Consider the following 13,302-nt stretch of genomic DNA (forward strand, 5'->3'; position numbering starts at 1 on the left):
CCTGGCCCTTGTCTCTTGAATCTTTACTTTCCACTTTTTTTTAGTCTTTTTTCTGTTTTCTTGACTTGTTAATACTGTTTCTGAAGCTGAAGAATCAAAATGCTATCGGTTTGTTTTTTGGTTGCTGTAATCTCTGAAACAATCTCATTTGGAATGGCGATAGAAAGCACATAATGTTTGATTTTCCAGTCTTTGTTCACTTTTTCCAGCACTCCGGATCCGCGGCAAATTCCCATTTGCGTATCCAGCAGTTCATCAAACCAGGCTGTTTGGCCATTTTCTGATGTGTAAATATTCCTTTCCAGCGTGGTAAAACTCCAGGCTTTTCCCTTGTCGAAATAGGGTTTTGAAAATTCCCTGAATGCCGTATTTTGCCAGTTTTCGGTAGCATCTGTCCCTATGAAAACCCCATCATTGGCCATCAATGCAAAATAATCTTCAAAATTTGCATTGGCTGCAGCCGCGTGCCAGTTTTCCAATGTAGAATTTATCTTTTCTTCTGAAATTTCTTCAGATTCATTCTCTGCAGAAGTATTTACAGTCGTGATTTTAGAAGGAAATGTGCAGGCTGTTAAGGATGCAAGTAACAGAAGCAGCGTAATTTTTTTCATTTTTGGTTATTTAGTGATTTGAAAATCTCGAAAATTAATGATTTAGAAATGAGTAGCCTTAAACACGATCCTCAATTTCCGGAGCACGTGGTTTTGGTTTTTTCGTAGTATCTCTTTCCTGTTCCGCATCAAATTCATCCAGTTCCTTTTCAAACTGTTCCAGGGTTTTAAGGAATAATTCGTTGAGTTGTATTTTAAAATTAGTGAATTCTGTTGGGATCTCTGCTGCAATATTTGCGATTTCCAGGGGATCTGGATTTCTCTTTTTGGAGCTTTGTTCCAGTACCATAGCTTTTGTATAAATTACTGCGAGTCGGGCTTCTGTAGCATTAGATTTCAGGGTGTCCGGCAGTGTTTCCCTCAGGGAACGCATAATTTCGGCAATAGGACGGGCATTGGAAACCACATCGTTAACCGTGTATTCCCGGAAATTCTCAATTTCGATTTGTGCTGTGAGATATGCAAGCCATTCGGAAGTTATGGCGCGGGCTTCAGGGAGAAGGAGTACTTCCTGATTGGAAACATCAAGCCTTTGGCTAAAAGCAATGGAATCTTCCATCTTTTTTTCAGCATTCCCTTCCAGGTTTTTCTTCTCTTCACAACCCAGTAAAAACAAGGATAGCAGTATTAAAAAAATATTCTTCATGTTCATATCTTGAAAAACAAAGTTAATGAAAAACCTTTCCTAAAAAAGCAGAATGAAATGTAGCCTGGCCTGCTTCTTATTTTATGCTGAATCTTCGATGTTCTTTTGCTAAATCGATATATTTGCACGACAAAATTGAGACGATGAATTCAAAGAAAATATTGATAATTGGAGCTTCCGGGCAAATTGGAAGCGAGCTTACGCTTAAGTTGCGAGCGCTATATGGTAATAACACGGTTGTAGCCAGCGACATTAAGGAGGGTGATGAAGAATTGATGAATTCCGGTCCTTTTGAAATTTTAGATGCTACTGATAAAGAATTGATCGGGGAAATGGTGGAAAAATACCAGATCACCGATGTTTATCTTATGGCAGCCATGTTAAGTGCGACTGCCGAAAAAATTCCGATGAAGGCCTGGGATCTGAACATGAATTCGCTTTTCATTATTCTGAATATGGCCAAGGATAAAAAGATAAACAGAGTGTTCTGGCCTTCCAGTATTGCTGTTTTTGGTCCGAGTACCCCAAAGGAAAACACGCCGCAAACAACTATTATGGAACCCACAACGGTTTATGGAATTTCCAAGCAAACCGGGGAGCGCTGGTGTGAATATTTTTTCAAAAAGTACGACGTGGATGTGCGCAGTTTGAGATATCCCGGGATTATTAGCTATAAAACCCTTCCGGGTGGCGGGACTACAGATTATGCTATCGAAATATTCCGCGAAGCCTTAAAAAATGGATCCTATACTTCATTTTTAGATGAAAACACTGCACTCCCTATGATGTTTATGGATGATGCTATTAAAGCAACCGTGGATATCATGGAGGCTCCGGCTAAAGATGTGAAAGTGAGGTCTTCCTATAATTTGTCGGCGATGAGTTTTACTCCGAAAGAACTCGCTTCAGAAATAAAAAAACAACTCCCGGAATTTGAAATAAGCTACAAACCTGATTTCAGGCAGCCAATTGCCGATTCCTGGCCCGGGAGCATTGATGACAAAGAAGCAAGAGAAGACTGGGGATGGAAACATGAATTCGATTTGGAAAAACTAACCAAGACTATGCTGGAAGGATTGAAAAAGCCTGTTTCCTGAAGGGCAGGAGCAATCAATATAGAATACTGTAAACACAAAAAACCCCGGCTAAATTAGATTTAGCCGGGGTTTTAATGTTTTCGAATTAAATATACTAAATATATTAATCGTTGATAACACGCACCTGAGCTGCGGTTAATCCTTTTCTTCCTTCTTCTTCAACGTACTCAACCTTGTCACCTTCGTTTAAAGATTCACCGTCAAGACCTGTAATGTGTACAAAGATGTCTCTACCTGTGTCGTCGTTGGTAATGAATCCATATCCTTTAGACTCATTGAAAAATTTAACTGTACCTTCCATTGTAATAAAATAAATAATTAATAAAGGACAAACTTACATAATTAAATTTATTGGAAGGAGGAAAAATAAAAAATATTTTTAACGTTATTGATTATAAATGAGTTAGTTCCTCTCGTTCTCGCGCATTTTTTTAAAGTTTTTATCAGAAAGCGTATAATCTTCCAGTTTTTTTCCTTTCCAACGCACATATAAAAAGATGGGCATGAGGATAAAGGCACTTGCCAAAACTGCAACACCTATAATTTTATCTCCCAAAAGGACATCGTCATTCAATCTAAAATAGAAACCTGTGCCAATAGCAGCAAGGATCAATACGCCAATGATTTTTAATACTAAGTTCATAATTTAAACAGTTACTTCAATTAATTTTTGCCGGTAGGCAGTTAATAATTTTGATTTGGAAATAAATCCAACATATTTTTCATTTTCCACCACCGGTAAGTTCCAGGCATCGCTTTCCTGAAATTTTCTCATAATATCCTTGGTGCTGTCCTTTCTAAGATCAATGACTTCAGGAGCCTCCTGCATTAATTCCCTTACTTTAATCTCATCATACAAAGATTGATTGAACATTACCGGGCGTATATCATCAAGTAAGATTATTCCCATAATATGATCATTTTCATCTAAAACTGGGAAAAAGTTTCTGGAGGATTTAATAACCCCGTTATGAATAATATCTCCAAGGGTGGCATCTATATGCAGGCTTACAAAATTTGTTTCTATCACCTGCCTGATATTCAGCAAAGTTAATACCATTTGGTCCTTATTGTGGGTAATTAATTCTCCACGTGAAGCCAGATCGAGAGTATAAACCGAATGTGGCTGAAACTGCGAAGTGATCATAAATGAAATTGCAGCTGTTATCATAAGGGGCACGAATAAATCGTAACCACTTGTGAGCTCTGCAATGAGGAAAATTGCGGTTAGTGGAGCGTGCATAATTCCTGCCATTAAGCCTGCCATTCCTACCATTGTAAAGTTGCTTACCGAAAGTGGGGATTTTAAAAACCCGCTATTGTTTATTATTAAGGCAAAACAGTGTCCCATTGCACTTCCCATAAAAAGTACAGGAGCGAAAATTCCTCCTACACCCCCGGCACCCATAGTAAGCGAGGTGGCAATAATTTTAAATACAACAAGTCCTGCAAGCAGCGCAATAACCACCCAGATATTATCGAGATATGCATCAAAAATATTCGTTCCCAGTGCGGCGAGGTAGTTTTCCTGGAGTAAATTATTTATAACATCATAACCTTCACCGTAGAGAGGAGGTATAAGAAAAATGAGAACCCCCAGGGAAATCCCTCCAATTAAAAGCCTGTTTAAGGAAGAGGTAACCTTGCTGAAAAATTTGTTTATCCGGAAGTATATTTTGGTGAAATAAATAGAACATAAGGAGGCAATAACACCTAGAAGAATATAAAAAGGTACTTGCTGAATCTCAAATTCATCTGTGAGTTGAGTATGCAGAATAATATCTGAACCTGAAAAGAAATACGTTGTGAGTATAGCTGAAACCGATGCCAGTAGCAGAGGGATCATAGAAATAAGGGTAAGGTCAAGACTGAAAATTTCAATTGCAAAAATGATAGCGGCTATGGGAGCCTTAAAAAGAGCAGACATAGCTCCTGCAGCAGCACATCCTATAAGAAGCGTTCGTGAAGCCTGGTTCATTTTAAAAAACCGGGACAAATTGGAGCTTATAGATGCACCTGTTGCAACGGTTGGAGCCTCGAGTCCTACAGAACCTCCAAAACCAACAGTGATAGGAGCTGTAAGCAGGGAGGCGTACATCTGAAATTTCTGCATGATCCCTTTCCGTTTGGATATGGCATGCAGCGTAGTTGGAATTCCGTTGCCTATATTTTTTCTTAATCCAAATTTTATGATAAATAGAGTGAGTGCCAGTCCTATTACTGGAAATATAAAATAGAAAGCGACATGATATTTTATTACAAACTCCCCTTCAAGAAGTAGTTGAATATAGTGAGTGAGGTTTTTTATAGTAACAGCAACCAGCCCTGCAATGAAACCAATAAGGGCACTTAAAAACATCAAAAACTGATGATTTGTTAAGTGCTGGGTTTTCCAGATGGCAAATTTATCTGATAATCTTTTAGTTGCTGAAGCCAAGCTATGGATTTTTATAAGTCGTGAAGATAAAAAATCCTGCTATAAGCAGGATTTAAAATTTTATAATTTCACCTCGAGATGAAGTTCCTTGAGTTGTGCCTCATCCAGTTTGGCCGGAGCATCTATCATAATATCTCTGCCATTATTGTTTTTAGGGAATGCGATATAATCCCGGATGGTCTCTTTTCCGTCCAATATAGCCACAAGCCTGTCAAAACCAAAAGCGACTCCCCCATGCGGAGGTGCGCCAAATTCAAAAGCATTCATCAAAAATCCGAACTGCTCCTTTGCCTCTTCAGGAGTGAAGCCCAAATAATCGAACATTTTTGCCTGGGTAGCCTTATCGTGGATCCTGATGGAACCACCGCCAATCTCATTTCCGTTGAGCACAAGATCATAGGCATTTGCCCTAACAGCTCCCGGATTGGTCTCCAGTAATTTGATATCTTCTGGTTTTGGGGAAGTAAACGGGTGATGCATGGCGTGATAGCGATTAGTTTCCTCATCCCATTCCAAAAGTGGAAAATCCAGGACCCATAGCGGTGCGAATACATTTGGATCTCTCAATCCTAACGCTGTTGCCAAGTGCATTCTAAGTGCACTCAACTGTGTTCTAACTTTATTGGTCTCACCGGACATTACAAGTATTAGATCTCCTGCCTTGGCTCCGGATAACTCTGCCCATCCCAAAAGATCCTCCTGAGAATAAAATTTATCTACCGAAGATTTTAAGCTTCCATCCTCGTTGTATTTAACCCAAATAAGGCCATTTGCTCCAATTTGAGGTCGCTTTACCCAGGCTACGAGGTTGTCTATTTCTTTTCTGGTATAGGCTCCGGCGCCTGGTACGGCAATCCCAACAACCAATTCCTGATCATCAAAAATTGGAAAGCCTTTACCTTTGGCAAGATCGTTCAATTCTGCAAATTCCATCCCGAATCGAATATCGGGCTTATCATTCCCATATTTCCGCATCGCTTCCGCATAGGTCATTCTAGGAAAAGAATCGATTTCAAATCCACTAATTTCTTTCAACAAATGTTTGGTAAGACCTTCAAAAGTGTTCAGGATATCTTCCTGTTGCACAAAGGCCATTTCACAATCGATTTGTGTGAATTCCGGCTGGCGATCTGCACGTAAATCCTCATCCCTGAAACATTTCACGATTTGGAAATATTTATCCATTCCTCCAACCATAAGAAGTTGTTTAAAGGTTTGGGGAGATTGTGGCAACGCGTAAAACTGACCTTCATTCATACGGCTTGGCACCACAAAATCACGTGCTCCTTCCGGTGTTGATTTAATTAAATACGGAGTTTCAATTTCAATAAAACCCTGATTTGAAAGATAATTCCGTACCTGCATTCCCACTTTATGACGAAACATCAGGCTATCCTTTACAGGATTCCTTCTAATGTCAAGGTACCGGTATTTCATTCGGAGTTCCTCTCCGCCATCGGTATCATTTTCAATGGTGAAAGGAGGTGTTAAAGAAGCATTCAATAAGTGATATTCTGAAACAAGGATTTCAATATCACCGGTAGGAAGTTGTGGGTTTTTGGATTCCCTTTCAATTACCTTTCCTTTAACCTGTATTACATATTCACGCCCAAGTTGCGAAGCCTGCTCCATTAGTTCTTTAGAAGTGCGTTCCTCATCAAAAATAAGCTGGGTTATTCCATACCTGTCCCTAAGGTCTACCCACATCATAAATCCTTTGTCCCTAAGCTTCTGGACCCAACCTGAAAGGACCACTTCCTCTCCAATATTTTCTGTTCTTAATTCACCACAAGTATGACTTCTGTACATATTGATTTCTTGAAATTTTGAGAGGCAAAAGTAAGAAGTTATGGTGGTTTCTAATGATTAAACCAGATAAAAAATACGTCCATTTTTGCATCAATTAATGGAAACTGAAAAATTCAGGAGAATTCATATTCGCTTCAATGTTAATTTAATGTTACCTAAACATTGTTTAAATGTAAATTTTTAGTATATTAGTGAAGTAATAAATGAAAAAAATAAAGCTATGAAAAATATAAAATCAATGTTGGTGGTAGTTGCCTTTCTGTTTAGTGTAACCCTGTCAGCGCAGGAAATTAAGCCTGAATTTGAAAAACAGGGAGATTTGATTAAAGGAACTTTTTATAATGAAGATGGTGGTGTTAGTCAGGAAGGGACTTATAAGGATGGGAAACTTCACGGAAAATGGATTTCTTATGACCAAAATGGTAAAAAGGTTGCCATGGCAAATTATGAGGAAGGAATAAAAACCGGAAAATGGTTTTTCTGGTCCGCAGATCAATTAACGGAAGTGGATTATAGCAATAATTTAATCGCCGAAGTTACCAAATATGATTATAAAGGTACTTTGGTGACAAGAAACTAAAACATTTTAAAGTAAATATAGAAAACCCCGAAACCTTTTTGGTTTCGGGGTTTTCTATTTATATAGCTTTAAGCCTACCTCATAGCCTTGAGTCTCTTCCGTGCGGTGCGTTTGTTGCGGATGCTAACCTTGGTCCTGTTCACCAAATAGAACATCACAGGCACGATGATCAATGTAAGGAAGGTGGCGAATAATAATCCGAAGATTACGGTCCAGGCCAATGGTCCCCAGAAAATTACATTATCCCCTCCAACATATATTCTAGGATCATAATCTGTAAACAGGCTGAAAAAGTCCACATTCAGTCCAACTGCCAGCGGGATCAATCCCAGAATTGTAGTAACGGCGGTTAATAAAACAGGGCGTAACCTGGATTTACCTCCAGCAACAATAACGGTAAAGTATTCCTCACGGGTTAATAATTCATCAGGTTCATAGCCCAGGGCATCTTTTTTCCTGTCGATGAGCAACTGGGTATAATCTATAAGTACAATGGCATTGTTCACTACGATTCCTGCAAGGGAAATAATTCCCATCATCGTCATAATAATGATAAAATCCATCTGGAAAATGACCATCCCAAGGAAAACGCCGGCTAAACTCAAAACTACCGCCATTAATATAATGATAGGTTTTGAAACCGAGTTGAACTGTGCAACCAGGATCAATAAGATACCTCCCAAAGCAAAGAGTAACGCTTTAAGAAGGAAGTCCATATTTTCGGCTTGTTTTTCCTGTTCTCCCGTAAATGCAAGGTTCGTATTGGCAGGCAGCTCATAATTGTTCAAGGAAATTTTAAGTTGTTCAACAATTTCATTTCCATTATATCCCTCAAGCACGTTGGAATAAATAGTAATAACCCGCTTTAGGTCTTTTCTTTTTATCGAATTAAAAGCCGAAGTGGATTCTGTTTCAATAACAGAGGAAATTGGCACCTGTACCAGTTCCCCCGTATTTTGATCCCTAAAAGTTATAGGTTGGTTAAAGAGTGCATTCTCATCATATCTCGTGGCTTCATTAAAACGTACATTGATTTCATAATCATCGTCCCCATTCTTATAGGTAGAAACTTCTTCCCCGTAAATGGACCTTCTTAAAGTTTGTCCTACCGCAGAAGTAGAAACTCCAAGCTGCCCTGCTTTTTGCCTGTTTACACGTACATCAAGCTCCGATTTGGACTTATTAACATCGATTTTTAATTCTTCAATTCCGGCAACATTCAGTTCCTGAATAAAAGAACGTACCTGTTCTGCCTGAGTGAGCAATTCTTCATAATTTTCTCCTTTTAATTCTATGTTAATGGGATATCCGGAAGGTGGGCCAGCAGCATCCTTTTCAACAATTATAGATGCTCCTGGAAAACCGTGAATTGCATCGCGTACTTCAGCCAAAACCGCGCTGCTTTTTACCCCGCGGCGCTCATTGAATTCCCGCATGGATAGGGTTACTTTCCCCTTGTGTGGGATATCGTTTTGCTGGCCACCATCGGTTTGTGGATTTCCAGCCCCAAGCCCAACCTGCGAAATCGCAGATTCTACCATATAATTATACCCGTTTTCATCCTCATACTTCCGGATCACATCAAAGATTTTTTCCTCTACCTGTTTGGTAAGCTCATTGGTTTTTTCAATATCGGTTCCTTCCGGGTATTCGATATAAGTGATGATTTGGTTTGGCTGATTTTCAGGAAAGAATAAAACATTTGGCTGAACCAAACCAACCAAAACAAACGAAAATATTAATAGGAGCAAGGTTCCGAAGAAGAAAACATAAGCTTTCTTTTTTCGAAGAGCGAATTTTAAAAACCCTTCATAGTTATTCTCAAGTTTTTTCAAAGCTTTGTACTGGAAATAGTCTACCCCTCTTGAAAGTACATATTTGTAAATCCAGAGCATAATCGCTCCAAAAATCATTAAGTTTCCAATGGCTCGCAGGCCACCAACATCTGCTATAAATCCGCCTATTAAAAAGATCAATCCCAGTACGGTAAGGATAATGCTAAAACGGATAAGCTTTCGTTTTGTGAATTCCTTTTCCTCGGTTTTCATAAACCTTGAGGTTAGCATAGAATTGATGATAAGAGCTACAAATAAGGAAGAGCCAAGGACGATTGAGAGCGTCATTGGGAAAATAACCATAAATTTACCGATAGTTCCGGGCCATAACCCCAATGGGAAAAAGGCTGCCAGGGTAGTTGCTGTAGATGCAATTATTGGCCAGGCAATCTCCCCAACACCTTGTTTTGCGGCTTTCAAACGCGGCATTCCATCATCCATAAGGGAATAAACATTTTCTACCACCACAATCCCATTATCCACCAACATCCCAAGTCCCATTACCAGTGCAAAAAGCACCATGGTATTAAGGGTAAAACCAAGGCTGGAAAGGATTATAAAAGATAAAAACATAGAAAGCGGGATCGCAAACCCAACGAACAATGCATTCCTGAAACCAAGGAAAAACATTAAAACCACCACCACGAGAATTACACCGAAAATGATGTTGTTTACAAGGTCATCTACCTGACTTTGGGTTTTGGTGGATTGATCATTGGTTAGCGAAATTTCAAGATCTTCAGGAAGGTAGTTTTCCTGTTCTACGGCGATAATTTCTTTGATTTTATTCACCGCTTCAATCATATTGCTTCCGCTGCGCTTTTTTACATCCAGCATAACTACGGGCTCCCCATATTCCCGTGCAAAGGTTGTGGGATCCTTTTCCTGAAATCGTACAACTGCGATATCTTTTAGAAAAATGGTACCGCCGTCGCGTTTTACAACAACATTGTTAAGTTCTTTTGGATCTTCTACCTCTCCAATAATGCGAATGTTTTTCTGAAAACTGTTGGAGATAATATTTCCTCCTGAAATGGTACGGTTTTCTGAACCAACCGCATTCACCACGTCGGTAAAACTCACCTTGGAAGCCGACATTTTATAGGGGTCTAATGCAATTTCCACTTCCATTTCCTCGGCTCCACGAATGGTTGCTTCTTTTATTTCAGGAAGGATCTCGATCTTGTCCTGGAGATATTCAGCATAATCTTTTAATTGCTGAACGGTATAATCTCCCGTAAGATTGATATTCAATATGGGCATTTCTTCTGAAAGATTCAGATCAAAAACATTGGGTTCTACCTTGGCGCCGTTATCCATTGTAGGCCAGGTAGTTTCTGCTTTTACAAGGTCCACTTTATCTTTAATCTTCTGCTTGGCAATATCTACTCCAATTTCATCGTCAAATTCAACAATAACCATGGAGTAATCCTGAAAAGTGGTAGAGGTTATCTCCTTTATTCCCGCCACATTATTGAATTCCTGTTCTAAAGGTTCTGTGATAAATTTCTCTACATCCTCTGCAGAGTTTCCAGGGTTCACAGAACTAACATATATTTTTGTTTCAATAATCTCAGGAAATGATTCCCGCGGCATGCTGTAGTAGGAAAGTAATCCACCCACCATTACTATAGCAATAATCACGTAAACCGTCATCCTGTTATCTATGGCCCAGGATGCAATACCAAATTCTTTGTCTATCTTGTTACTCATAGGAAATGAAATGGAGCTGCTTAATTTTTTATTTTTACTTTTTGTAGATCACGTAAGTTCTTACCGCCTTCTGTGATCAAAATATCTCCGGGATTTAGGCCTTTAAGGATTTCTACAGATGCCCCATAGGAATATCCGGTTTCTACCCGAACTCTTTTCGCCACTCCGGTAGAGTCGCTTTCAGGTTCCAGGATATAGACCAAACTCTCTCCCATCGAGTTTTTCTGAATGGTATTTTCCGGAATTATCACTGCATTTTCTGCCGAATAATCATTCAGTTTTACCGTTGCAATCAAGTTTGGTTTTACCAGGCCTCCCTCATTTGGAATTGCCACTTCTACTTGAAAAGTTCTGTTGTTTGGATTAATAAAATTCCCTACCTGTCTCACTTTTCCTTCAAACTGTTTTCCAATTGCCCCTATTTCAACAATTACGGAAGTTCCTGTTTGTATCTGGTTCAAATAATTTTCCGGAACCGAAGCCTGAACGTACATATTGTCAAGATTCACCAATCTGAATAATTCATTTTGTCCAGGGGTAACTACCTGTCCCTGATCTGAAATCACTTCATCAATCACTCCGCTAAAAGGTGCTCTCACAGTGGTTTTTCCCAATTGAGATCGTAGTTGATTTACGGAATTTTGGGCGGCTTCATAGGTTGTTTTAGCCTCCAGAAATTGAATTTCCGATCCGATATTCTGTTCCCATAACCTTTTTTGACGTTCGAAAGTGGTTTTGGCCAAAGAAGCCTGGGCCTCGATTTGCGCCAGTTGACTGGAAAGTCCGCCGTCATCAATTTTTGCCAGGACCTGGCCTTTTGTTACCCTATCACCTTCTTTCACATAAACCCTGGTGAGCAATCCGGAATATTCAGGATAAATAAGGATATTTTCCTTTGTAGCCACCTCGCCCTGAACCTCTGTATAATGGTTGAAAATGGTGTCATTAACAATAACGGTGCTAATCAAAGGGTAATTTTTGTTTGGATCCAGTTTGTTTATTGCCGCATCCAATTTGTCTATTTTGGCAGTAAGTTCACTTTGCTGCTTGCTTAATTCTATCTTTTTGCTTTTTATAGTCTCAAGATCTTCGGTTTTTATAATTTCTTCGACGGATCTTTCTTCTGAATTTCCACAGGAAACTACAAACAGGCTTATAAACAACAGGCTTATTATTTTTTTCATAGCGTTTAATTGATCTGACTTTTTAATTTTCATCGGAATATTTTGAAGTATCAAGTAGGTTTTCCAGTGCTACTTTATTGGTTATTACATTTAACATAGATTGCAGCAACTCCTGCTGCGCAGAATATAACTGACGTTGGGCCTCGCTTAGTTCAAAACTGCTGGCGAGACCTTCAAAAAATTTAATCTGATTTTTGTTTTCAATCCTTTCTGAAAGTTCCAAATTTCGTTTTTGTGTTTGGTAATTCTCCAGGCTAAATTCGTAGTCGCTTTTTGCAGAATTAATTTCGAGCTGGACCATATTTTTGGTTTCTTCCAGCAGTAATACAGCCTGTTCATATTCAATTTTCTTTTGTTGGGTTTTGGCTCCCCGCAAACCGCTGCTAAAAATTGGAATGTTTAAACTTACCCCCAGTATAGACTGCGTGAAATATTCCTGACTATCTTTAAAAAAAGTAAATTCTTCGCTAAAGCCCTGAAAGCCGTAATTCACAAAACTTGTAAGCGTAGGCAAGGCTTTAGCCTGTTCCAGCCTCACAAATATTCTGGCAGACTCCGCCTGATTTTCAGCAATCCTAAAATCAATATTTTCTTCTACAGGAATTTCCCTTGCCAATAAACTAAGATCAAAATATTCCATCGCGAGCCCATCAAGATTTTCGGTTAAAGTAACTTCAGTGTCTACGGGCAGGCCAAGGGTGAGGTTGAGCATTTCAAAAGAAATGCCCTGCATACGCTCACTTCTGCTAAGGTTGTTTTTCAAGCCCAGCAAGGTTATCTCCAGCTGTTCCACATCCTCTTCTTCAGCAAGACCATTTTCAAATATTTTTTGAGTGTCGCGGTAATTTTTATCCAGGGTTTCAATATTTTTTTTAAGAATATTCACGCTTTCCTGGGATAACAGCACATTGCCATATGCATTGATAATAGCAAGTTTTACCTCCTGATCTGTCTTTGTTTTTGCGTTTCTTGAAATTGCCAGCAGTGTTTTTACAGACTGTATCCCTACAATATAAGATGGATCAAAAATAAGTTGGTTCCAGGTGGCTGTACCGCTTAAATTTTGTTGAGTACCAAATCTAACAGGGACAAAGGTTCCCGGTTCACCTCCCGCAAGTTCTGCAGGAAGTAACGTGACCGGTTGCTTAAGTTGGTTTTGATAATCTATATTTCCCGAAATTTGCGGCAAACCCATGGCGATGATCTCCCATTTTTGCTTCAATGATTTTTCTATTTCTTTAGTAGAAATTTGAGAGGAATAATTGTTTTTTAATCCGAATTCGACAGCCTGCTGCAGTGAGAAGGAATAGGATTTATTCGCTTCCAGCTCCTGGGCAAAAGACCCGAGGGTAAAAAACATGGCAATAATAAAAGTGCTTATTTTGTTCAT

11 protein-coding genes are annotated in these 13,302 nt (G+C 39.1%); 2 read left to right on the top strand and 9 right to left on the bottom strand.

Annotated elements, in window-relative coordinates:
- Positions 1 to 68: 68 nt before the first annotated feature.
- Together ACKGJN_RS04075 and ACKGJN_RS04080 are read right to left on the bottom strand one after the other, a co-directional pair.
- Entirely contained in the window at positions 69 to 611 is a 543-nt protein-coding gene (locus ACKGJN_RS04075) for a nuclear transport factor 2 family protein (RefSeq protein WP_409538152.1), read from the bottom strand.
- 58 nt (positions 612 to 669) lie between these two features.
- Positions 670 to 1,257, bottom strand: a complete 588-nt coding sequence (locus tag ACKGJN_RS04080) for a hypothetical protein (protein ID WP_409538153.1) — start codon at positions 1,255 to 1,257, stop codon at positions 670 to 672.
- Positions 1,258 to 1,400: 143 nt separating this feature from the next.
- Between ACKGJN_RS04080 and ACKGJN_RS04085 the strand changes: the two genes are divergently transcribed.
- Positions 1,401 to 2,354, top strand: a complete 954-nt coding sequence (locus tag ACKGJN_RS04085) for an NAD-dependent epimerase/dehydratase family protein (protein ID WP_409538154.1) — start codon at positions 1,401 to 1,403, stop codon at positions 2,352 to 2,354.
- 103 nt (positions 2,355 to 2,457) lie between these two features.
- Here ACKGJN_RS04085 and ACKGJN_RS04090 read toward each other — a convergent pair whose 3' ends face one another.
- The 4 genes from ACKGJN_RS04090 to aspS form a co-directional block, all read right to left on the bottom strand.
- Entirely contained in the window at positions 2,458 to 2,655 is a 198-nt protein-coding gene (locus tag ACKGJN_RS04090) for a cold-shock protein (protein ID WP_006989348.1), read from the bottom strand.
- 102 nt (positions 2,656 to 2,757) lie between these two features.
- Positions 2,758 to 2,997, bottom strand: a complete 240-nt coding sequence (locus tag ACKGJN_RS04095) for a hypothetical protein (protein ID WP_409538155.1) — start codon at positions 2,995 to 2,997, stop codon at positions 2,758 to 2,760.
- Positions 2,998 to 3,000: 3 nt separating this feature from the next.
- Positions 3,001 to 4,791, bottom strand: a complete 1,791-nt coding sequence (locus ACKGJN_RS04100; RefSeq protein WP_409538156.1) for a chloride channel protein — start codon at positions 4,789 to 4,791, stop codon at positions 3,001 to 3,003.
- Positions 4,792 to 4,851: 60 nt separating this feature from the next.
- Complete coding sequence (aspS, locus tag ACKGJN_RS04105) at positions 4,852 to 6,600, bottom strand: aspartate--tRNA ligase (RefSeq protein WP_409538157.1); 1,749 nt, start codon at positions 6,598 to 6,600, stop codon at positions 4,852 to 4,854.
- Between the two features lie 220 nt (positions 6,601 to 6,820).
- Here aspS and ACKGJN_RS04110 point away from each other — a divergent pair, with 220 nt between their 5' ends.
- Positions 6,821 to 7,180, top strand: a complete 360-nt coding sequence (locus ACKGJN_RS04110) for a toxin-antitoxin system YwqK family antitoxin (protein ID WP_409538158.1) — start codon at positions 6,821 to 6,823, stop codon at positions 7,178 to 7,180.
- Between the two features lie 74 nt (positions 7,181 to 7,254).
- Here the strand turns inward: ACKGJN_RS04110 and ACKGJN_RS04115 are convergent, their stop codons facing one another.
- Genes ACKGJN_RS04115 through ACKGJN_RS04125 form a run of 3 tightly spaced genes read right to left on the bottom strand, consistent with a single transcriptional unit; the run spans position 7,255 to position 13,302 of the window.
- Positions 7,255 to 10,728, bottom strand: coding sequence for an efflux RND transporter permease subunit (locus ACKGJN_RS04115; RefSeq protein ID WP_409538159.1), 3,474 nt, complete (start codon positions 10,726 to 10,728; stop codon positions 7,255 to 7,257).
- Between the two features lie 20 nt (positions 10,729 to 10,748).
- Positions 10,749 to 11,912, bottom strand: a complete 1,164-nt coding sequence (locus ACKGJN_RS04120; RefSeq protein WP_409538160.1) for an efflux RND transporter periplasmic adaptor subunit — start codon at positions 11,910 to 11,912, stop codon at positions 10,749 to 10,751.
- A 22-nt stretch (positions 11,913 to 11,934) separates the two neighbouring features.
- On the bottom strand, positions 11,935 to 13,302 hold the full coding sequence (locus ACKGJN_RS04125; protein ID WP_409538161.1) for a TolC family protein: 1,368 nt from the start codon (positions 13,300 to 13,302) through the stop codon (positions 11,935 to 11,937).

It is taken from the genome of Gillisia xinjiangensis (assembly GCF_046298265.1).
In the GTDB taxonomy this organism is placed as follows: Bacteria; Bacteroidota; Bacteroidia; order Flavobacteriales; family Flavobacteriaceae; genus Gillisia; species Gillisia xinjiangensis.

Coding starts and splice junctions, on each gene's coding strand:
- ACKGJN_RS04125 (WP_409538161.1), bottom strand. CDS start 13,302: ATGAACAAAATAAGCACTTTTATTATTGCCATGTTTTTTACCCTCGGG.
- ACKGJN_RS04075 (WP_409538152.1), bottom strand. CDS start 611: ATGAAAAAAATTACGCTGCTTCTGTTACTTGCATCCTTAACAGCCTGC.
- aspS (WP_409538157.1), bottom strand. CDS start 6,600: ATGTACAGAAGTCATACTTGTGGTGAATTAAGAACAGAAAATATTGGA.
- ACKGJN_RS04110 (WP_409538158.1), top strand. CDS start 6,821: ATGAAAAATATAAAATCAATGTTGGTGGTAGTTGCCTTTCTGTTTAGT.
- ACKGJN_RS04095 (WP_409538155.1), bottom strand. CDS start 2,997: ATGAACTTAGTATTAAAAATCATTGGCGTATTGATCCTTGCTGCTATT.
- ACKGJN_RS04085 (WP_409538154.1), top strand. CDS start 1,401: ATGAATTCAAAGAAAATATTGATAATTGGAGCTTCCGGGCAAATTGGA.
- ACKGJN_RS04120 (WP_409538160.1), bottom strand. CDS start 11,912: ATGAAAAAAATAATAAGCCTGTTGTTTATAAGCCTGTTTGTAGTTTCC.
- ACKGJN_RS04115 (WP_409538159.1), bottom strand. CDS start 10,728: ATGAGTAACAAGATAGACAAAGAATTTGGTATTGCATCCTGGGCCATA.
- ACKGJN_RS04080 (WP_409538153.1), bottom strand. CDS start 1,257: ATGAAGAATATTTTTTTAATACTGCTATCCTTGTTTTTACTGGGTTGT.
- ACKGJN_RS04090 (WP_006989348.1), bottom strand. CDS start 2,655: ATGGAAGGTACAGTTAAATTTTTCAATGAGTCTAAAGGATATGGATTC.